General features: G+C 61.2%; 22 protein-coding genes. 15 read left to right on the forward strand and 7 right to left on the reverse strand.

The window, feature by feature from the left end:
• Positions 1-1,227 (forward strand): RepB family plasmid replication initiator protein (locus tag G3W89_RS28170; protein ID WP_162577691.1); only part of this gene is annotated, 1,227 nt, incomplete at its 5' end.
• Positions 1,228-1,377: 150 nt separating this feature from the next.
• Here the strand turns inward: G3W89_RS28170 and G3W89_RS28175 are convergent.
• The 3 genes from G3W89_RS28175 to recJ all read right to left on the reverse strand — a co-directional run bounded on the left by G3W89_RS28175 (position 1,378) and on the right by recJ (position 5,185).
• Positions 1,378-2,520 carry a ParB/RepB/Spo0J family partition protein gene (locus tag G3W89_RS28175; protein ID WP_068673593.1) on the reverse strand — a complete coding sequence of 381 codons (1,143 nt, stop codon included), beginning with the start codon at positions 2,518-2,520 and terminating at the stop codon, positions 1,378-1,380.
• Entirely contained in the window at positions 2,520-3,239 is a 720-nt protein-coding gene (locus G3W89_RS28180; RefSeq protein ID WP_068673595.1) for a ParA family protein, read from the reverse strand. Before G3W89_RS28180 ends, G3W89_RS28175 begins: the two co-directional genes overlap by 1 nt.
• A gap of 245 nt (positions 3,240-3,484) precedes the next feature.
• On the reverse strand, positions 3,485-5,185 hold the full coding sequence (recJ, locus tag G3W89_RS28185) for a single-stranded-DNA-specific exonuclease RecJ (protein ID WP_068673597.1): 1,701 nt from the start codon (positions 5,183-5,185) through the stop codon (positions 3,485-3,487).
• 266 nt (positions 5,186-5,451) lie between these two features.
• On the opposite strand from recJ, the gene G3W89_RS28190 reads away from it, so the two are divergent.
• Genes G3W89_RS28190 through G3W89_RS28210 form a run of 5 tightly spaced genes read left to right on the forward strand, consistent with a single transcriptional unit; the run spans position 5,452 to position 9,746 of the window.
• Positions 5,452-5,967: a DUF2726 domain-containing protein gene (locus G3W89_RS28190; protein ID WP_068673599.1), complete on the forward strand. Its 516-nt coding sequence runs from the start codon at positions 5,452-5,454 to the stop codon at positions 5,965-5,967.
• A gap of 50 nt (positions 5,968-6,017) precedes the next feature.
• Positions 6,018-6,434: a hypothetical protein gene (locus tag G3W89_RS28195; protein ID WP_068673601.1), complete on the forward strand. Its 417-nt coding sequence runs from the start codon at positions 6,018-6,020 to the stop codon at positions 6,432-6,434.
• Between the two features lie 47 nt (positions 6,435-6,481).
• Positions 6,482-6,775, forward strand: coding sequence for a hypothetical protein (locus G3W89_RS28200; RefSeq protein ID WP_068673603.1), 294 nt, complete (start codon positions 6,482-6,484; stop codon positions 6,773-6,775).
• A 15-nt stretch (positions 6,776-6,790) separates the two neighbouring features.
• Positions 6,791-8,761 carry a hypothetical protein gene (locus G3W89_RS28205; protein WP_102906931.1) on the forward strand — a complete coding sequence of 657 codons (1,971 nt, stop codon included), beginning with the start codon at positions 6,791-6,793 and terminating at the stop codon, positions 8,759-8,761.
• Positions 8,742-9,746 (forward strand): metallophosphoesterase family protein, encoded by a 1,005-nt coding sequence (locus G3W89_RS28210; RefSeq protein ID WP_068673607.1) that lies wholly within the window; start codon positions 8,742-8,744, stop codon positions 9,744-9,746. Before G3W89_RS28205 ends, G3W89_RS28210 begins: the two co-directional genes overlap by 20 nt.
• A gap of 105 nt (positions 9,747-9,851) precedes the next feature.
• Here G3W89_RS28210 and thyA read toward each other — a convergent pair whose 3' ends face one another.
• Together thyA and G3W89_RS28220 are read right to left on the reverse strand one after the other, a co-directional pair.
• Positions 9,852-10,844, reverse strand: a complete 993-nt coding sequence (gene thyA, locus G3W89_RS28215; protein WP_232076886.1) for a thymidylate synthase — start codon at positions 10,842-10,844, stop codon at positions 9,852-9,854.
• 132 nt (positions 10,845-10,976) lie between these two features.
• Positions 10,977-11,591, reverse strand: coding sequence for a transglycosylase SLT domain-containing protein (locus G3W89_RS28220; protein WP_068673611.1), 615 nt, complete (start codon positions 11,589-11,591; stop codon positions 10,977-10,979).
• A 280-nt stretch (positions 11,592-11,871) separates the two neighbouring features.
• Between G3W89_RS28220 and G3W89_RS28225 the strand changes: the two genes are divergently transcribed.
• The 7 genes from G3W89_RS28225 to G3W89_RS28255 all read left to right on the forward strand — a co-directional run bounded on the left by G3W89_RS28225 (position 11,872) and on the right by G3W89_RS28255 (position 18,662).
• Positions 11,872-12,531 (forward strand): ATP-binding protein, encoded by a 660-nt coding sequence (locus tag G3W89_RS28225; protein ID WP_162571143.1) that lies wholly within the window; start codon positions 11,872-11,874, stop codon positions 12,529-12,531.
• Positions 12,532-12,620: 89 nt separating this feature from the next.
• A complete protein-coding gene (gene istA, locus G3W89_RS28230) occupies positions 12,621-14,144 on the forward strand; it encodes an IS21 family transposase (RefSeq protein WP_162571147.1) in 1,524 nt (507 codons plus the stop codon).
• Positions 14,137-14,976: an IS21-like element helper ATPase IstB gene (gene istB, locus G3W89_RS28235; protein ID WP_162570835.1), complete on the forward strand. Its 840-nt coding sequence runs from the start codon at positions 14,137-14,139 to the stop codon at positions 14,974-14,976. The genes istA and istB overlap by 8 nt, the downstream gene beginning before the upstream one ends.
• A gap of 72 nt (positions 14,977-15,048) precedes the next feature.
• A complete protein-coding gene (locus tag G3W89_RS28240) occupies positions 15,049-16,875 on the forward strand; it encodes a DNA gyrase subunit A (RefSeq protein WP_269475018.1) in 1,827 nt (608 codons plus the stop codon).
• 79 nt (positions 16,876-16,954) lie between these two features.
• Positions 16,955-17,455: a disulfide bond formation protein B gene (locus G3W89_RS33745; protein ID WP_068673617.1), complete on the forward strand. Its 501-nt coding sequence runs from the start codon at positions 16,955-16,957 to the stop codon at positions 17,453-17,455.
• A gap of 46 nt (positions 17,456-17,501) precedes the next feature.
• Positions 17,502-18,383 carry a tyrosine-type recombinase/integrase gene (locus G3W89_RS28250; RefSeq protein ID WP_068673619.1) on the forward strand — a complete coding sequence of 294 codons (882 nt, stop codon included), beginning with the start codon at positions 17,502-17,504 and terminating at the stop codon, positions 18,381-18,383.
• 72 nt (positions 18,384-18,455) lie between these two features.
• Positions 18,456-18,662 (forward strand): hypothetical protein, encoded by a 207-nt coding sequence (locus tag G3W89_RS28255; protein WP_068673621.1) that lies wholly within the window; start codon positions 18,456-18,458, stop codon positions 18,660-18,662.
• 105 nt (positions 18,663-18,767) lie between these two features.
• On the opposite strand, the gene G3W89_RS28260 is transcribed toward G3W89_RS28255, so the two are convergent.
• Positions 18,768-19,082, reverse strand: a complete 315-nt coding sequence (locus G3W89_RS28260; protein ID WP_068673623.1) for a hypothetical protein — start codon at positions 19,080-19,082, stop codon at positions 18,768-18,770.
• 229 nt (positions 19,083-19,311) lie between these two features.
• Between G3W89_RS28260 and G3W89_RS28265 the strand changes: the two genes are divergently transcribed.
• Positions 19,312-19,653 carry a hypothetical protein gene (locus G3W89_RS28265; protein ID WP_068673625.1) on the forward strand — a complete coding sequence of 114 codons (342 nt, stop codon included), beginning with the start codon at positions 19,312-19,314 and terminating at the stop codon, positions 19,651-19,653.
• A gap of 252 nt (positions 19,654-19,905) precedes the next feature.
• Here G3W89_RS28265 and G3W89_RS28270 read toward each other — a convergent pair whose 3' ends face one another.
• On the reverse strand, positions 19,906-20,205 hold the full coding sequence (locus tag G3W89_RS28270) for a hypothetical protein (RefSeq protein WP_068673627.1): 300 nt from the start codon (positions 20,203-20,205) through the stop codon (positions 19,906-19,908).
• 200 nt (positions 20,206-20,405) lie between these two features.
• Between G3W89_RS28270 and G3W89_RS28275 the strand changes: the two genes are divergently transcribed.
• On the forward strand, positions 20,406-20,753 hold the full coding sequence (locus tag G3W89_RS28275) for a hypothetical protein (RefSeq protein ID WP_068673629.1): 348 nt from the start codon (positions 20,406-20,408) through the stop codon (positions 20,751-20,753).

Below are 20,753 nucleotides of genomic sequence, written 5' to 3' on the forward strand. Positions count from 1 at the left end.
ATGCCGCTGTCGCAGTTCGTGCAGAACACGAGGCTTGAGCAGGTCAATAACGCATACCTGGCGGAGGTCCTACGGATGCTCATGACCACCACCGTCGAGTGGGGGGACGCATCGGCAAAGCTTTCTGGCCCGGAATACAAGTGGTCGGCGGCCACCCTTATCTCGCACGCAACGATTCAAAAGCGGGTGGGAGAGGTACCGGTTCTGCTCTACGACTTCGACCCCGACCTCAGACAGAAGATGCTGCGGCCGGAGTTCTACGCAAAAGTGGCTCTAGACGTCGGGCCAAAGATGTCGACTCACGCAGCACACGTCCTGTACGAACTGGGGCAACGGTACTTCAACGACGGCAAGGGATTCCAGAGCCAAGCGCTCCCCTGGCGCCAGTGGGTCGTGCCGCTCACCGGAAACGCCGACAGGCAAGTGGAGGGGCTCGAGTACAAGACATTCATGAGGGACGTTCTCAAGCCGGCGCTCCGGGACGTGAATGACCCGAACGTGCCGCAGATTCCGTTCACCATTGCCATCCATGAGCAACGCCTCGGCCGCCGAGTTGAATTCATCCGCTTCATCGTCCAGCCGAAGCGACAAGGAAGGTCAGCAAAGCTCGGGACTAAGGACGGACTCGAGATGCCGACGGAGGACCTCACCCTCATTGCACGAGCCATCCACCTGGGTATCTCGCAACACGAAGCTGAGGGAATCTACGAAAAGTACGGGCCACGCATGGGGGCCGGCCTTGAAGCCATGGAACGCCGCAAACTGAGCGAACCCATCGCCAACCCGGCAAACTATTTGCGGAAAGTCATTGTGGCCCAGCCGCCCTCAAGGGAGGACGTCCTGGACGTCGAGGTCAAAGCCATCGGCAAGCCCTTGCAGACGGCCGACACGACGACTAAGAACAACCTGGCGGTGCTCCGCAAGAGGCACGAAGAGTCACTTTTGAACGACGCAGAGGCGTTGCTGAATGAGAGTACTGCTCAGATGCGTCGAGCAGAGTACGAGTGTTTCGAGCGTGACGTTCTTGAAGACCTTAAGACGCCCCTGCAACGGGCCTGGCGCGAATTCCGCCGCAAGGACGTCAGCTCGGAGGCGAAACTTCCAATGTTTTTGCGGGACACCTTCCTGCGCTGGTACATCCGGGACAAGGGCTGGAAGGCTCTGGACTCGGATGACCTGCTGCATTGGGGTGCCCAACGGGGCCTGGTCGAGTTCAGGACGGCCTGATTTCGTCGACAAAATCGGCGTGGGCACCTGACCGACCGAGGGCCGCACCGGATTGTGTAAAGGCCGTAAGCGGATTTACGGCCCTGCAGCCTACCCCTGAATACCGCGATTTTGGCGACAAAATCCCGATGTCTGGAGCAGGGGAGGGCGCTACTTAGCGCTAGCTTTCCGGCGCGGAGCCTGCGGCGCCTTGCCGCCCCTCGTCCCTTGCGAGGCCTTTGGCCCGCGGGAGGTCGACTGTGAAGCCGGTGCGCGGGTGCCTGCGGCAGTTGGCTTGCTCCCGGCCCCGCCAAGCAGGCCTTCTGCCTTGAAGAGCTTTTCCAGTCGGTCAAAGAGTTGGTCGCGCATCGACGGCTCCACGTCTACCAGGCTGAATTCGAGGCGATTCGGAAACGCCTTCAGCACTCCGTTGCCCGCACCCTTGAGTTCGCAGCGTCGTTCCGGCGACTGCCGCTTGCTTTGCTCGGCCGGCATGTCACCAGCCTGAGAACCTTTTGCGATTTCCTGCAGCCGCCGGTTCGACACCCTTCGCGCGCGGATTTGCGGGACCAGCTTTCGCACGAGGTCGAGGCCCTTATCCTCGTAGCGGTCGGCAATGACCGCCAACCAGTAGCACGCGTCCACACCAAACGCCCCCACCGTCGATGCGAGCTCGTCGAGGATTTCCCGGGGGAGCGTCCCAATCTTGACCCGCTTGGACACCTCCGATTCGCTCAGCCCCATCGCCTTTGCGAACGACTTGCCGTCCATGCGGTGGGCCTTCATCTGCTCCGGGAACCTCACGGCATCGTCCAAGTGGTGCTGACCCTTGGCCTGGGCATTCATGTCCCGGGCCTCCCTGAAGAACTGCAGCCCCGCTTTGTGCTCAACGACTTCAACCAGGATTGTCGGATGACCGAGGTTCGCGAGCCCGCGACAGCGGCGGTGGCCGGCCTTCAGGACGAACCGTTGCTGCTTCTCGTCGTAGAAGACTTTGGCCGCTTCCTGCTGGCCGATGGCGGACAGCGACGCCTCCAGTTCTGCCTGCTCCGCAGCGTCAAAGTAGACACGGGGGTTTTCGGGATGCTCCACCACCAGGGAGAGCGGCATCGCGACACGGGCGCCAACAGGGTACCGAACCCCTTCGATGAACTCGGCATACCCGCCAGAACCAGCCGCGACCGCGCCCAGGCCGCGGCGAAGCGCTTGGTCGAGTTGCGCCAGGCCGTTGGAATACTTCCGGCGCGGAGTAGATGCGGCCGCCGCGGCAAGCCCGAACGATTCCTTGGCCAGGTCGGGGAGAGCTTTAGCCATCAGAGGAGCTCCTCGAGGAGTTGGTCGACTTCTTCACGCGCGGCCCTGGAACCAGGGATGCGGTACAAGCTTGTCCGGTAATTTGGGGCGTTCTCAAACGCGCTCAACTGCTTGAGCTGCGTCGCTAGCACTTTAGCCCGCACTTGACGCAGCTTGCTCCACTTCGCCACGCTCTCCCGTAAAACCGTAACGAGGCTTACGTTGGTCCGCCGATGGGCCTGCATGAAGTTCACCAGCAAGCGCACATCCAGTCTCGGACGACCGTGAGTGGCCCGCAGCTCGTTGATTTCTGCAAACAAAGGGAAGAGCTCCTCAAGCGCGTCGACGAACATGCCATTCGGCTTTGCGGGAACAACGACCTGGTCTGCTACAAACAGGGCCGCCTCAAGGTCGCTACTTGCCAGGTTTGGTGGCGTGTCGATGACGATGAAGTCGAAATCTTCACCGGTCGCCCGCTTCTGCTCCTCGTTGAGCTGATTCAGGGCTTGCAGGAACTCCAGCGGGCTGAAGCCCGACCGCTTCTCTACGCGAACAGGGAATCGAGGGAAGGACGAGGAGGGACGTGACTCCCACTTGAAGGCAGTCGCTTGCGGGTCTGCGTCAACCGTAACGACGTAAAGTCCTTTACGGCTGAGGGCGTCAGCCAGGCACATCGCGACCGTGGTCTTACCGGCGCCACCTTTCTGATTTGCGGTGACGATGATGCGGGTCTTCTTCATGGATGCCTGAGCCTCGTGTCCTTCGTGCGCTTGGTGAAATTCGGTGGAGAGGATACCAGCTAAACGCATGATTGAGCCTATAGAGGTTCAGCGCGCATGTTGAATTTCGTCGACAAAATAGCGGCGGAAGTTGTGCCCAGCCAGGCTCCGGCGGCGTTCCTAAAAAAAGAGGCCCCGTCCCAGAAGGGAGGAGCCTCGGTAGCCGCCGGCCCAAGATTGGGAACGTGGCAGAAGAAGAATGACGGTTAACCGAAGGTCTCAACCAGCAGCTGGACGTTGGTTTCGTCGTTGAAGCTGTTGGCATCGAGCTTGTATGCCAGCTTGAGCTCCGAGCCCTTTTGCGGCGGCGCGTCAGTATGGCGAAATTTCACAGCGCGAAACTTTCGGCCGTCCTTTTGGAGCAACATGCTCATGTGCTTGCCGCCACCGATGGAGCGAGCGTCGAGGACCTGGAACGCGTCGTAGAAGGTGGGTTCCGGGAATGCCTGGCCCCATACTTGCTCCTTGAGAATCGCGACCGTTTCGAGGCTCATCTCGTTCGCCTCGAGCGCACCATCCACCAGCAGGGTTTGCTGGAGGTCAGCGGCGGTCAACATTTCTCGCGCAACCTTTTCGAAGGCCTCTGCAAACTCAGCCAGGCCGCCGGCGCGTACTGTCACGCCAGCTGCCATCGCGTGCCCCCCGAACTTCGGGAGGAGGCCCGGATGCCGACGGTCGACCAGGTCGAGCGCGTCGCGCAGGTGGAAGCCGGGGATTGAACGGCCGGACCCCTTGAGCTCACCGTCCTTGCCTGAGGCGAGGATGAACGTGGGGCGCCAGATACGTTCCTTGAGTCGGCCAGCGACGATTCCGATGACGCCTTGATGCCAGTCCTCGGCGTGCAGGACGGCCGTATAGCGGTCCGCGCGGACGTCCGTGAGAAGGCGGCGAACGGCTTCGTCCGTCATGTCCCCTTCGATTGCCTTGCGGCGGTCGTTGATTCCGTGCAGCTCCTCCGCCAGCGCCTGGGCTCGTGCCACAGAATCTGTGGTCAAGCATTCGACGCCGGCGTCCATCGACTCCAGGCGCCCGGCCGCGTTGATACGCGGGCCGATGCCGAAAGCGATGTCACTGGTAGCCAGCATGCGCGGGTCCTTGCCGGAGACTTTTGCCAGGAAATCAACGCCGGGGAACGAGTGGCCGGCGCGAACGCGAAGCAGCCCTTCGTTCACCAGAATGCGATTGTTCGTGTCCAGCGCCACCACGTCCGCCACCGTTCCGATGGCGACGATGGGGAGCAGCGAGTCGACCGAGAATTCCGGGTCCGCCGAAACGATACCGCGCTCGAGGAGTTCGTCCTGCAGCGCCCACATTACGTACCACATCACCCCGCAGCCCGCGAGGGCCTTGGAGGGGAAAGGGCAGCCGTGCTGGTTCGGATTCACGATGCACAGGGCATCCGGATGGGTCTCGCCCGGCAGATGGTGGTCGGTGACCAGCACTGGAACGCCGAGGCGATTGGCTTCCTCGATGCCCGCGTGGGATGCGATGCCATTGTCCACCGTCACCAGGTAGTCAGGCTTTGGTTCAGCCGAACAGGCAATCCGGGCGATGGCAGGCGTGAGGCCGTACCCGTGCTCGATTCGGTTCGGGATGATGAAGCCGACGTTTGCGCCGAACGCCCGCAGTGCGCGAACGCCCACCGAGCACGCGGTGGCCCCGTCCGCGTCATAGTCGGCGACGATGAGCAAACGCTTCTTCTCCACGATTGCGTCAGCAAGCACTTTGGCCAATGCTTCGGCACCCAGGAGTTGGGAGTAGGGGATGAGCGCGCTTAGGCCGGTCGACACCTCAGCGGTGTCGGTAATGCCCCGCGACGCTAGGACGCGGGCGAGCACTGGGCTCATGCCGGAGCGGATGAGCTTCAGCACGGTGGAAGGTGGAAACCTTCGTTCTTCGATGTCCATGGGTGTCCTTGAGTGGAAATTGGTCTACGCCGTATAGCGCAGCGCGAACCGGCAGACCTGTTTCAGCCAGCAACGGTATGGCTTCCGAGTTTTAGCCATACGTGCTAAAATGCACGCCATTCTCGCGCAGAACTCCAAGAAAGCCAGCCTCTCCCGTGAGGGCCGTTGGTCCCGCGTAAGGCTCTATCAAATACTAAGTTCTTCTTTTCTTTGTATTTTGATGAAGTCTAACTCGAGAGAAAGACTTTAAGTAGAGAACACGTTTTATGCACTTTGGCGTTTTTGTCGGAATCTTGCTCGCGTTGGCCCTCGGCGCGTTGGTCGCGGTCGGCTACCGCCGACACCTGGCCACTCGCGAACTTCGTGTGGGGCGCCATGGCTTTACCCGCCGGCCGCTTCTGACGGGGAACGAAGTCGATTTCTTCCGAAAACTGCAGCGTGCGCTTGGCTCGGAGTTCCAGGTTCTTCCCCAGGTGTCCATGGGCGCTGTGATGGCCACTACGCTCACCCCGGAGCACCCGGACTACTGGGCGGTGCGCGAAAGCTACGCCTCTAAAATCATCGACTTCGTGGTCTGCGACCCAAAACACTTTCAGCCTTTGCTGGTCGTGGAGCTAGACGACCGGATGCACGACTTCTCAAAAGACCGGACCCGTGACTCCCTCGTCGCTCGCTGCGGCCTCCGGACGGTTCGGTTCTGGTCGCGGAAGAAGCCGGACATCGCCACGCTGCGCGTGGAACTCCACCGTCATCTTGGCCACGCCGTCTCTAAAACGCATTGACGCCTAGTTACGATTTAGCTATAATCACGTCTCTCCTTCAGAAACCTAAAATGAACAACAGCCAGAACCAGGAACTGCACGCCGTCCTCAAGCGGTTCGACCCCGACACCCTCGTCGAGACGGTTCGAGAACTCGGCGAGGACTGGGCGAAGGCCAATTCCTCCGCTTCGTCGCTCGAAGAGACCAGAAAAACACTACTGGCCAAGCTGACCCGCGAGTACATGAACAACGGGTTGCGGAGCGGTGCCGCCGGCGAGCGAGCGAAGTCGGTGTCCGTTTCGTCAGCCGAGCAATCGGCGCTTGCCGATGAGCGCTACGAGCAGCACCTGGACCTGATGGTTCAAGCGCGCGAGTACTCCGATATCACCCGGGTCCGATACGACATGGGAAAGATGCGGCTTGAGCTGATGCGCTCGCAAATGGCTACCGTCCGCCAAGAGATGAGCTTCTCTCGCTTCGCGACCTGACCAGCCGTTGCCTTCGCCTCCTGCAAAACAAAGACCACTTTTCACTGATGACCGCACAAACCTCTCTCGAAATCTTTGAAGCCCAGAAGAAGCGCCACGCCGCCCTCCAGCAGCGCCGAGCGCGCGTCGAGGAACGTCGCGACGCCGAGGCGGCGAATCTGGAGCGCGCCCGCACGGAGGCGAAGCAGCTGCTCGGCACGGACGACGTCGGGAAGCTTCGCGAACTCTACGCAAACGGCGTGGAAGAGAACGACAAGAAAATCATTGCCACCGTCCAGGCTCTGGACGAAATCGACCAGCGACTTGCTGACATTGAACGCCTGACTGCCACGACGCGCTGATTAAGGGTGCCCTCGATGACATTGAACGCGCCAGAACTCCGCCAACGGGTCCAGGGTACCAGCCTGCGCGCCGCTCAACTCAACGGCGTGCTGACCGCACAAGCTGCTCGCAAGGCTGAATTGCTTGAGTCGGTCGCCGCGGCGAAGGCCCGTCAAGGTCTGGGGGACGAGGTCAAGCGCGTCTTCGAGGCGCTTCAAACGAAGGCTCACGAGCGCAGCGTGGGAACGTTCGACCGGCTGCTCACCGCAATCCTTCAAGATGTCATGCCTGACGAGGGCAGCATCCGTCTGCTGCCGAAGTACCGGGACAACACGACCTGGCTCGACGTGGCCCTGGAGAAGAACGGCCATCTGGAAGACATCCTTGATGGGAATGGCGGCGCGGTCACCAATGTCGTCAGCGCCGGCCTCCGCTTTGCGGCGCTCACCCGCACCAAGAACCGCGGCCTGATGGTCTTGGATGAACCAGACTGCTGGATTCAGCCGGAGCGCATTCCGGCGTTCATCCGAGTCCTAGCCCAGGTTGCTGAATCCGCAAAGGTGCAGACCTTTTTCGTCTCCCATTTCGACAAGCCGGAGTCGTATTCCGGCCTGGTGAACGTTGTCCGGCTCGTTCGCGGTGCCGATGGCAATCCGGCTGCCGATGTGAACAGCATCGTCAAGCACCAATGGGAGAACGATGAGGTCCCGGGAATCCGGGCCATCGAGCTTTTCAACTTTCGCGCGCACGTGCACACGACCATCCCGTGCTTCCCGGGCGCTACCGCTCTGGTCGGCGGGAACAACCTCGGCAAGTCCACCGCCATCACAAGCTCGCTGAAGGCAGTGGCCTATGGCGAGTCGGACGATTCGATGGTGCGCCATGGCTGTGATGAGGCGCGTGTCATCCTGCACCTGGAAAAGGGGCAACGCATCGAGTGGGTGCGCTCTACCAAGCGCTCTCCCGCCGTCATGTACCGCCTGTACCAGGGCACCGAACTTCTCCACGAGGGTCGCCCCAAGGCCCGGAACACTGCGCCTGAGTGGGTGACGGAAGTTCTTCGGGTTACGAAGCCGGACGACCTGGACATTCAAATCGGTAGCCAGAAGAACCCGGTCTTCCTCCTCAACGAGACGGCTTCCCGGCGCGCTCAAATCCTTTCGCTCGGTCGTGAATCCGGCCACCACAAGGCGCTGATGCGCCTCTATGAGGGCATCCGGACCTCGGACGGCGAGACCGTCAAGCGTGGCGAGCTCGAGCTCACCCGGCTCACGTTCAACCTGGACCGGATGACGCCGGTGCCCGGCCTGGTCGAGAAGCTGGATGCGCTGTCTGCGACGGCCAACGAGCTGGCCGACTACCTTGCGAAGCGCGAGCGCATTTCCTCCCTTCTTGGCCGCATCGAAGAGGCCGCCTCGAAGCTGTCTATCGCTCAGCAGGAATTGTCGGCTCTTGACGGTCTCCCCGAGCTCCCGACGCTTGTTGACACGGCCAAGCGCAAGGCCCTGGCCGACGCCATCGAGCGTAGCCAATTCCTGGTGAACACCCTCAAGGTGCCGGAAATGGCAGACCTGCCCGACCTTGCTGACATGTCGAGGGCAAAGACGCTTTTGGACACCATCGAACGTGGCCAATACCTGCTCGAGAAGATTCAGGTTCCTACGCTCCCGGAGCTACCCGTTTTGACGGACACCGCCTCTATCGCGGCACTGGGCGTGCGGCTCACAGGCAGCATCGCGAAGCTTGCCGCCATGGAGTCGCTGCCCGAGCTGCCTGCGCTGCCGACGCTCAAGGACTTCAGCGGCATGCACCGCGCCATCGAGACCATCTCGGAGACCGAAAGCCGGTTGGCTGCTGCTGTGGCCGAAGTTGCTAAGGCGACCGCCGAAGAAACCACCGCTCGCGACGAGTTCGAAAGCCTAAAACAAGCCCTGGGTGTCTGCCCGCTGTGCGATTCGCACCTGGCCACCCACACAGGAACAGACCATGCACATCACGCCCACTGAGCAACGCAGCTTCAACGGCATCCTGTTCATAGGTGACCCTCATGTTACCTCCAAGCGACCTGGGCGCCGCAAGGATGACTATCTGGCATCCGTCCTCGCGAAACTCGAGGAATGCGCCGAAATCTGTGACGACTATGGCCTGCTGCCGGTCATCCTGGGCGACCTGCTGCATCGCAGCGATGACAACAACCTGCGCATGCTCAACCGCCTGATGACCGTCTTGAAGCGCTTCCCGGTGCCGCCGCTCACGCTGGAAGGCAACCACGACAAGGAAGAAACCTCGTTGACCGAGAGCGATGCGCTGTACTTGCTGGCGCAGGCCGGCGCCGTGCACGTGCTGGAAACGGCCGGACTTGTCGGCACATTCGATGTCGCGGGCCAACCTGTGCGGCTCTTTGCGGCACCTTACGGCTCGGCCATTCCACGGAGTGTTCCGGAAGGGGAGGGCACCGCTGTGCTCATCACGCACCACGACTTGGCCTTCGATGGCGCCTACCCAGGCTCGCTGCCAATCGACCCTGTTGACGGCGTCATGATGGTCGTGAACGGCCATATGCACGACACGAAGCCCAGCGTGATTGCTGGCGCCACCACTTGGCACAACCCGGGGAACATCGAACCCCTCTCCGTCGACCTGGCACATCACGTGCCGAAGGTGTGGCTGTGGTCGCCGGGCACGGGAAATGGCGCCGAACTCACCGGCATCGAACTCAAGCACGGGACTGACCTCTTTGACCTCACCGGTCTGCAGGTTGCCCCTTCTGACGCCAACGCGGCAGTTGCGGCCCTGCCGAGCACCAGTAAGTTCGCGGCGCTCATCACGGAAGAGGCGAAGGCAGATGTTGATGCGGAGCGCACTGACGACGCCTCCATCCTGCATGGTGACCTGACGCAGATTTTCGGCGCCGGCGCCATCTCGGACGCGACGCAGCAACTGCTTCTGGGCCTTTTGGGCCAAGTTCGGCAGGACGCCATGTCCTTGTGAGCTAGGGCACGGTGGCCGAGCAGATGGGCTTACCTTTGGACGGCCCGGAAAGAAAAAAGCCCCTCGTGGAGGGGCTTTTGCGTGAATGACGGCAGGGATGGTGGCTTACGCGGCCATATCGAGCTTGATTGCAGGATGGCACTGATAGCCGACCAACTTGACATCCTCGGGGTCCAAGCGCGCAAACACGCCAGGAATTTCATCGACTGAGTTCAGCCTCGGGATATTGCCCAAGTCCAAGGTTGGCTGGGGAAAGTGTTCGCGGGACAGCAGCTCCTTGACGCCCGGAATATGCGGCACATAAATGTGGGCGTCACCGATAAATTGGGTCATGGTCCCCGCTTTACGTCCAGAGAGCCGCGCCATGATTTCCAGAAGCAGTGCGCCAATTACTAAATTAAAGGCCAATGCGGTGTCAAAACTTCGCTGAAAAAAGCACATGTGCAGCGTGTTGCTTTCCGTGTCGACCAAGAATTGATAAAGAACGTGGCAGACGGGAATTGATGTCTGGTCATGCTCGTCCGGTCGCCAGCCATTTATTATTATGCGGCGGTCCGTCGGATTGGTCATGATGGCTTTGAGCGCCACCTCCAACTGGTTGATTCCCCGACGCATCACCCAGACGTTGCGAGCGGCGTCATGGGCACGAACCTCGTAGCCAAGCGCTATCAGCTCGTCGCATTCCTTTTGCGAATTGACCTCCCGCCAATCCCGGCAATCGGTCCATTGTTTTGGGTATGAACGCCCAATATCGTCTTCGCCAGTTCTGTGCTTGTTTGCTAGCCACGATGGCGTGATATTGGCATTGCCGTCCCACACTTTGCATCCGAGCTCCCTGAATTGAGCAGCGCTCGTAAAACCTCGGAAGAAACCAAACAGTTCGCCCTTCGCAGTTTTCCACGCGAGCTTCTTGGTGGTAATTGCGGGGAAGCCATCCGCCATGTCGAATTTCAATGTGACGCTGGGCACGAACAGCGTGTCGATGCCCGTGCGGTTTGGCCGCAGGACGCCTTCGTCGAGAATGCGCGACAGCATGTCGTGAAACTGCTGCATTGGGTGGGGCTTCGCAGCCACTGCGGGTGAAGTCGTTTCAGTCATATATTCGTTGATTTGATGTGGCCTGTTGAGACACAGTGTAGGGAACTGCCATCCGGCAACCTGCTTTAGCGCCGACCACAAAAAGAAGCTCGGCCGGACGTGAGTCGGGCCGAGCGGATGAATGAGCGCGGGCTAGGCGTCGAGCAGAGGCTTGCGGTTCTTCACGGTCTCCAGCTCCTTGCGGAAGTGGAAAACACGTTCTGCATAGCCGCGGGCCTTGCCTGAGTACTTTGCCAGGGTCGACGTGAGCGACCCGCGTTGCTGCGCGTGGTATTCCGCCAGGATGGTGGTTCCGACGCGGATATTGACCTCCGGCGAGCGCAAGAGGACCTCAGGGTCTTGCTTGGAGCGCATCTTTTCCATGTGGAAGCGAGGCACGACTTGCATCAGGCCCACGGCGCCGTATCCGCTTCTTGCCGCCGGGTCGAGGCTCGACTCCTTCATGGCGATGGCCAGAATCAGCAGCGGGGACATGCCGACTTTGACCGCCTCGGAGTAGGCACTGGAGACGATGCGCTTTACGAGCCCTTCAGGCTTCTTGTACTTCGACGCCAGGTGGTCTACGAGCACTTGCTGCTCCGCAGCCACCGCGGCCACGCGCTTAGCCTCCTGAGCCCTTACTTCGACCAGGGCGGTCGGGAACACCTCAGTTGCGACAAATGTGCTGTGCACTGGCGCGTTGGCGAGACATAGAACGAGCGCGAGAGCGAGCATTCCGACGTGAAACGTCAGTTTGATTGACTTCATGATTGCCTTCTAAAACAGATGTAACTCCTGCGTTTAGGCAACGCGGGACGGCAGGGCAGGGCGCCAGCAAAGTGGCGGCCCGATGGCCCGAAGGGCCATTCGCCTCGTAGGTCGAACAGAGGCGCTCGATAGACGAGGGGAATCGCCGGCCTGGAGTAAGGTGGCCGAACGTGCCGTGCGAAGCAACCTATAGGGATTTCGGTTTATACGCGGCAGCGCCTCATAACGATTTTAGGGCCGCATGCTATAATGTAAATCCAATCTCGCGCCCACATCGCCTATGACGCAACGTCAGTACAACGAATCCGCAATAAAAATTTTAGAGGGCCTCGAGCCGGTCAAGCTTCGTCCAAGCCAGTTCACCCGCACCGAAGACCCCTTGCACATCGTGCAGGAGTGCATCGACAACGCAATCGACGAGGCCATCGCTGGCTACGCGAAGACGGTGAGTGTTGAACTGCTGCCGGAGGGCTTCGTGCGCGTGGCGGACAACGGTCGCGGCATCCCTGTCGGTCTGCACCCGGAGAAGAAGATTCCGGTCGTCCAGGCCATCTTCACCGTCCTGTACTCTGGCGGCAAGTTCGACAAGACCTCCGGGGGCGCATACAGCTACGCCGGCGGTCTCCACGGCGTGGGCGTCTCGGTCACCAACGCACTTTGTGAGTCCCTGACCGCCTCAGTGGTTCGTGACGGAAAGCGCCACGAGATTTCTTTTGCCGACGGCGACGTGGTGAAGCCACTCTATATGGTCGGGAAGGAAGAGGGGACGGGCACGACAATCACGCTGAAGCCCAATCCGAAGTACTTCACATCGGCCGAGCTGCCAGTCAAGGTTCTGCGCGAACTGCTCAAGACTAAGGCGGTCTTGCTTCCAGGGCTCGAGGTGCGCTTCACGGACGCTCGCCAGGGCCCTGATTTGTTGACGCCGACCGAAAACTGACCATCTAGAGGTCGAAGTGCCTACTGAAAATTGACCAGGGTGTTCCACTGACCTGCTGAAACTTTCAGCAGGGAAATTAGGTGATCACCATGGACATGATTGGCAAGGTCAGGCGCATGAAGCTGCGCGACCAACTCTCCCTGAGCGAGATTTCCAAGCGAACCGGCTTGGCCCGAAACACGGTCAAGAAATGGCTCAAGGCCCCCGGCCATGAGCCTCCGAAGTACGAGCGACGCGTCGTTGAGCGCAAGCTCACGGCGTTCGAGGGCACGCTGCACCAGGCGCTGGCGGCCGATGCGCACCGGCCCAAGCAAAGCCGGCGTTCTGCAAGGGCACTGTTCTCCCAGATCCAGGCGCAGGGTTACCGCGGTGGCTACAGCGCGGTCACGGACTTCATCCGGGCGTGGCGCACGCGCTCTGACAGCAGTCCGGCCAAGGCGTTCGTGCCCTTGAGCTTTGAGTTGGGCGAGGCGTTCCAGTTTGACTGGAGCGATGAGGCGATGGTGGTGGGCGGCGTGTTCTACAACGTGCAGGTCGCGCATTTGAAGCTGTGTGCCAGCCGAGCGTTCTGGCTGGTGGCGTATCCCAGCCAGGGGCACGAGATGCTGTTTGACGCGCACACGCGCTCGTTCCAGGCGCTTGGCGGGGTGGCGCGGCGGGGCATCTACGACAACATGAAGACCGCGGTGGACAAGGTCAAGCGGGGCAAGGGGCGCATCGTCAACGCGCGCTTTGCGGCCATGTGCAGCCACTACCTGTTCGACCCGGACTTCTGCAACGTGGCCTCGGGTTGGGAGAAAGGGGTGGTGGAGAAGAACGTGCAGGACAGCCGCCGGCGTATCTGGATCGAGGCGAGCACCCGGCGCTTCGGCTCATTCATCGAACTCAATGCCTGGCTGGCAGAGCGTTGCCGCTCGGTGTGGGCCGACACGTCGCACCCGATCCATCGACAGTTCACCGTGGGTGAGATGCTGGAGTTGGAGAGGGGCCACCTCATGTCCATGCCGACGCTCTTTGATGGTTATGTGGAGCGCCTGGCCCGGGTAAGCAGCACCTGCCTGGTGGTGGCCGCCCGCAACCGTTACTCGGTGCCGTGTGAATGGGCGGGTCACATCGTGAGCACCCGGGTGTATCCGGAGCGGGTGGAGGTGGCTGCCATGGATGCGGTGGTGGCCAGCCACGCCCGGCTCTCGGGCAGTGGACAGACCGTCTTTGACTGGCAGCACTACATCGACCTGGTGCAGCGCAAGCCGGGTGCGCTTCGCAATGGAACACCCTTCCTGGATCTGCCGCCTGCGCTGCTGCGGCTGCGGCAGTCTTTGTTGCGCCACGCCGGAGGTGACCGGGTCATGGCGCAGGTGCTGGCGGTGGTTCCGCAGGCGGGTTTGGAGGCGGTGCTGGTGGCTGTAGAGCTGGTGCTCGAAGGCATGGCCCCCAGCGGCAGCATCAGCGTGGAGCACGTTCGCAATGTGCTGGCGCGGTTGAACAACCCGGTGACCCCAATGCAGGCCGAGACCGCGCTGCAATTGACCTTGGCGCCCAAGGCCGACACAGCGCGGTACGACCGGCTGCGTCCCACCCACCTGGATGATCAGGAGGTGCGTCATGCGTGATACGACACGGGATGTTCACGCGCAGCTCAAGGCATTGAGGTTGAACGGCATGGCCGTGGCCTGGGCGGATCTGGTCGAGCAAGGTGGGGACTCGACGCTGGATGCCTCACGCTGGCTGGTGGAGCATCTGCTGCAAGCCGAAGATGCGGACCGGGCGATGCGCTCGATTGCGCACCAGATGAAGTCGGCCCGCTTCCCCATGCACCGCGACTTGGCCGGGTTCAACTTCGAGGTGTCGCAGGTGGACAAGGCGCTGATCCAGAAACTCTCAGACCTGTCCTTCACCGACGATGCGCAGAACGCTGTGCTGATCGGTGGGCCTGGCACGGGCAAGACGCACCTGGCCACCGCACTGGGCATTGCCGGGTTGAGCCGGCACGCCAAGCGGGTGCGGTTCTACTCCACGGTGGATCTGGTCAACGCGCTGGAGCAGGAGAAAGCCCAAGGTCGCGCAGGCCGCATTGCCATGAGTTTGGTGCGCATGGACCTGGTGGTTCTGGACGAACTGGGCTACTTGCCGTTCAGCCAGTCCGGTGGTGCCTTGCTGTTCCACCTGCTGTCCAAGCTCTACGAGCACACCAGCGTGATGATCACGACCAACCTGACCTTCGCGGAATGGTCCAGCGTGTTCGGGGACGCCAAGATGACCACCGCGCTGCTCGATCGGTTGACGCACCACTGCCACATCATCGAGACCGGAAACGAGTCCTACCGCTTCCGCCACAGCTCCAAGGAGGCCAAGGGCCGCATCAAGTCCAGGGAGCAGGAGCGCAAGACTTCAGCCAGTCAACCCTTGAATGAAGGGAGCGAGAAACCAGGAACGTCTCTATAGTTATCCACAGCTGACCTCCTGCGGAGGCAGCCTTAGCCCCTGGTCAAAATTCAACCGGCACAGCTGGTCAATATTCCATCGGCGCCAACACCTGCCCGCCTCCCATTCACTTTGCTGAACGGGTCCAAGGGCGTTGCGGTTGGCCTGGCCAACGACATCCTCCCGCACAATCTGCGAGAGGTCGCCAACGCAGCAGTGGCGGTCATCGAGAATCCGGACGTCACAGTCTCGGAGATTCTGAAGCTCATCCCGGGCCCGGACTTTCCGGACGGGGCGCAAGTCATCAGTTCCGCCGCAGACATCGAGGCCGCATACACCTCCGGTCGCGGAAGCCTGCGTTGCCGTGCCGTGTGGAGTCGAGAGGACCTGGCACGTGGGCAGTGGCAGGTCATCGTCTCGCAGCTCCCCTACCAGGTCTCGGTGAAGACAATCATGGAGGAAATCGAGACCCTTACCAACCCGCAACCCAAGGCCGGCAAAAAGACCATCGACCAGCGCCAGGCCAACCTGAAACAGGTCGCGCTTGACTTCCTGGACACGGTTCGCGACGAGTCGGGCAAGCTGGCACCCGTACGCCTGGTGATTGAGCCGAAGAACTCGAAGGTCGACCAGGAACAGATGATGGCCTTCCTCCTGGCCAACACCAGCCTCGAGGCGTCGGTGACCGTGAACATGACCGTCATCGGCATCGACAACCGGCCTCAGACGAAGGGTATCGATGCACTCCTGAAGGAGTGGGCCGAGTTCCGGATGACCACCGTGCGCCGGCGCACGCAGTTCCAACTGGACGGAGCGAACAAGCGTATTCACATCCTCGAGGGCCGCATGGTGGTCTTCGTGAGTCTGGACCGTGTCATCAAAATCATCCGAGAAGCGGACGACCCGGCGGCTCAACTGAAGGCGGAGCTTGGCCTGAGTGACATCCAGACCACGGACATCCTGGAGATGCGCTTGCGGCAGCTCAACAAGCTGGAAGGTTTCAAGCTGGAGAGCGAGCTGGACGAGCTCCGCAAGGAACGCACGCGGCTCGAGGCGCTGTTGGCGTCCGACCCGGCAATGCGCCGCATGGTCATCTCTGAAATCAAGGCCGACGCTGCGAAGTACGGCGACGACCGCCGGACCCTGCTGCAGCCCGCTGCACGCGCAGAGGCAGGCGTTTCCTCGACGGTGAACCTGCCGGATGAGGAAATCACGGTCGTTCTGTCCCGCAACCTCTGGCTCAAGGCCTACAAGGGGCACGACGTGCCGCCGGAGGCCTATGTGCTCAAGCAGGGCGATTCGGTTCTCGCGATGGTCAAGACCCGCACGGTTTCGACGCTTTACTTGCTCGACTCGAACGGCCGCGCCTACAGCCTGCCGGCAGGAGGCGTTCCGAACGGCCGCGGCGAGGGTGCCCCTCTCTCGGCCTCCATTGACCTGCAGGCCGGCGCACGGGTTGTCACGATGCTGGCTGGTGCCGACGACGACCGCTTCATCTTCGCTGGTGCGCTTGGCAATGGCTACGTTGCACCGCTCAAGAGCCTCGCCTCGCGCCAGAAGGCCGGCAAGGTGTTCCTGAAACTCGCCGACGGGGAGGCGCCGATGCCACCAGTCGCAATTCCGCAAGACGACACAGGGTTCGTGGTCTGCGGTTCAACGGACGGGCGGATGCTCGCCTTCCCGCTGGCCGAAGTCAAGACGCTGCCCGCCGGTGGAATGGGTGTCATCCTCATGGTGCTGGGCAACGACAAGCTCTCCGCGCTCCTGCATACGGCTGACGCTCCTTTCGAGGGCAAGGGCCTGGCGAACGGAAAAATGGTTGATATCAAGCTGAAGGGGGACGATTGGACCCGCCACGTTCTGCACCGGGCTCGCAAGGGGGCCCAGCTGCCGAAAAAGGCGGTTCTCCAGCCCATCTGACCCGCAACCTCCCATAAAGCCCGGCTCGAGCCGGGCTTAGTGGCGCTGCGGTGTTTAAGCGTCGCGAGCTATTCAAACCATGCGATTCCTCCGAACCAATCGATTCCCGCTCGGCGTCCTTGCCGTCTCCCTCGGTGCCTTGGCGCTCGCCCTCGTGCTGCAATATGGGTTTAGCATGGCTCCCTGCCCCTTGTGCGTACTCCAGCGCCTGGCGCTCGTTGCGACTGCCTTGGTCGGCGCTGCCCAAATGGCCTTGCAGAAGCGATTCACGACGCCACTCACCTGGCTTGGATTCGCAGCTTCACTAGGCGGGTTCACCCTCGCCACGTGGCACATCTTCAAGATGGTTGCCGCCCCCACGGAGGACGCGGCGTGCGGCCCAGGCCTAGCCACCTGGGTCGACAGCCTTTGGACCGCCGAGCTGCTGCCGAGCGTTTTTGCACCCATGGGAGATTGCTTTCAGGACGCGGCCAACCTCCTCGGCCTGCCTCTTCCGGTCTATGCCTGCGGCCTTTTTCTGACCGTCGCAGCTCTTTTTCGTCTAAATGCAATTAACGCAACTAGCACACTAAATTCTTAGTGGCTGTAAACTAGTGGTCCCGCTGGAATTGCGTTAATTGCATTTTATGGACCTCTTTGAATGGGCATTGAAAGTCTCTCGAAAACGGCTCCGCCAGAGCAGCCTGGCCGTATATCGGTCAATGTGGAACGGCTACACGACACGCCTTGCCTCGCCCGCCGCGCCGGCGGGGCCCGCAATCCCCGGCGCTGAGTCGGCCGCGCAACTCGTCGGCGCCCTCGAAGGGGCAGGGGACTACTCCGTCCGCAAGCGTGTTTACGGCCTGGTCCGGTGGACCTACGACACGCTTCAGAAGAGCGGACTTCCGCTGCGCAACGAATGCAAGGAAGTGGAAAAGCTGTTCATGCCGGACTTCAGGCCCGAGCACGAGATGCTGGGCAGGTCCTGGGCCGACAGGATGACCGAGGAGGCGCGCGCGAGCTGCTCGGGATGGAAGAGCGTGCGGTTGGCCGCCATAGTGATGCTCCTCTGTGAAACTGCCCTCAAGAACAGCGAACTCGTCGAGCTCAGGCTCGAGAATCTCAGGGGCACGCCACCGCGGTGGCTCAACGCCGGCCACAAGGCCAAAGAGCGTGAGTTTGTCCTCAGTGCGAAGGCATCGGCGCTGATGACGGAGTGGCTCGCCGTCCGGCCCGCCGTACCGACTGACTTCCTGTTCGTTGCCGATGCGACTGGACGGTGCATGGACCATGCGACGCTTTGGCGTCAACTGAAGCGCGTGACGCTGGCCGCGCAGGGCAGCGAGGGCGTTCGCCACTTTGGCACTGGGCTCATCCGAGCGACGAAGGCACGGGAGTTGAAGGACATGGGGACGGACGTCGCGGAGATTGCGGATTTTCTCGGCCATATGCAGGAAGCCTCGACAGGCGAGTTGCTCGACCGAGTCCGCACCCGACGCGCGGGCAGGGAAGCCGCACCCAGCCGCTGATTTCGCTCCGTTTTAGGCAGTTTGTCCGACTCGCTATAGGAGCTAGGACAACCTGCCTCATAGGAGCAAATCATGGCAAAACGCATCCCCAAGAAAGAGAACCAGCTTTTCGCAGACCGCGCAAAGGCCGAGAACGAACGGGAGTTCTCCCTCGATGGTGACGACGAAGGCGCTGAGACCGAGAAGCTAGACCTCGCCGTTCTCCACGGACAGGGAACCTCTTCGCGTGCAGGTCGCGGTATGGACTCGGACGAATACCGAGGCTTCGCCGGCTTCTGACCCATTCTTCCAAACGCCTGCATCACAGCAGGCGTTTTTCATTGTCCGACGGCGCCCAGACGGCGAAAAAGCCTGGGGTGCCAGGCTCCTGTGCGGTGAGTTGGCTCAGGCCGCCAATCTGGCCAGGTCCATCACGCGGCTCTGGACGGCTGCGCCGCCGATGAACGCCACGGAAGGCAACTTACTCGTGGCCTGCACCAGGTTCCACGCAGAGCGGCCCGCCTGGGCGATGCGATAGCCGAAGTTCCCGCTTTCGCCCTGTCGCTCAACCAGGCCTTGCTCGACCAGCTTACGCAGGGTCATGGCGTGGTGACTTGAGCGGAACGCCCCCAGGTCCCGGGGCCGCCAGTAGCGCCCATCTCGCAATTGCTGCTCCAGTTCATAGAGCGTCTTCAGAAGCTCCGCTTGAGGCGTGGTCATCAAACCCAGCACCTTGCAACTCTGTCTCATCTGTTTAGGCGTTGAAAATGTACGTCGGCAGTGTTATAATCGAGGCCGCCCGTAGCAGCACTTCACCCCTATAGCACTCCGTATTTAGGTCTGCCCATAGCGGCAGCACCCTCCGTCGCAAGTGCCATATAACGACCGACACCCTGGGAAGGGGTGGTCGCTACATCCGGTATAGGTCAACAACATTTTTGGAGCTCACATGGATTGGAAGATACTCGCGCTCATCGCCACCCCCATCCTCTTCGCCATCTTCGCCCAGGGGATTCTCGACGCGCTTCATCCCAACGAAGTCGAAGAGAAAGAATGCGAACGACGCCAGAAGAGGTCGAAATCGGTCGAGCAGATGGCTGACGCACACCCCGCAACTCCCAGCGGAGTGGTGGCGGCAACAGGAGTGCCCGTGAACCACGCCGCCCAACTGGCTCAGAGCAATGTAGAACGTCAGAGGCGCCGCAAGCTCGAAGAGGCGCATGACTACGACGCACCAGCGGACTTCGCGATGCCAGACGACTTCGACTTGGCAGCTGCGAGGCAACTCTAACCCGGTTCCCCCTCCTTCGAGGCCTTCCAATGCAACTGCATTGGAAGGCCTTTTCTTTGGCGATGGCGTCTCAGTCCTATTCGGGTCGACGGCTGCCCAACGGCAAAAAGCCCTCCGGGCAAGAGCCAGAAGGGCTTTAAGAGACGACAGAAGAGGACTAGTGCAGCCTTGCGCGCGTTGAACTCAGCGCTGCGACCAACGGAACAGGGCCAGGCGAAACCGGAGCCTGAACGGGGCTCTCTTGCCCAACGTTCATGGCCACACCGCGTAAACAATGCCAACCGCGAGGGCTGCGGAGAGCGCACTGATAGACGCCAAGTGGTTGTAGTACGACCCCATCGCCTTGCGTTTGGAATAGTCTTCACGCCGCGGGGCAAGCGTGAAATGGGTGACCACCGTTTCCAGGCTCGAAGCAGCCGCCGCCATCACGATGCACATCCAGCTCGTCGGCTCTATGCCAATGGCGAATGCCGCCGCAACGATGATGGCAAGGGGTACGGCCGTCTTGATGGCTGCGTCTGCCCCACTGGGGGCTTTAAGAGTGGTTGTCATTCTCGGGTCCTCGTCTTACCGAAACTCCTTTCGAACTGCGTCCTGGGCAGGGCAGTATGCTCGGCCATTATAGGCCCTTTTAGGGAGCCGGGTCAATACCTAAATCGACAGAAGCGTTATAGCTCGACGCGGCTGGGGCGAGGACTAAAAGGCCTGGCTAGATTTGCCATTAACCTGAACCTCTCAGCCATCAAATGCCCATGACCCCAGTCAAATTCCCGCCCGTCTACCTGCTCGAAATCCTCAGCAGCCCCGGTGGCGGTACCGACGAGTGCGACAACTTCGGGAAACTGGAACTGGCCGTGCAGCGAGCGGTCGACGCTCTCAGCGAGGCTTCCGGGCCGATTGAGGTCGATGTCTCGTTGGATGTGAGCGATGAAATCGAGGGCATCAGCTTTCTGAACGAGGAGCAAGAAGTTCTTGCTCTCATCTCGGTCTACCACCTCGACCGCGACACAGGCGAAGCAACGGACCCCGCCATTGCGATGGCCTGCCGTGGCGACAAGAACGCTCTGCAGTCCGCCATGAATCGCATCGTCCGAGCCTGA

This window comes from Variovorax sp. PBL-H6, assembly GCF_901827155.1.
Lineage (GTDB): Bacteria > Pseudomonadota > Gammaproteobacteria > Burkholderiales > Burkholderiaceae_C > Variovorax.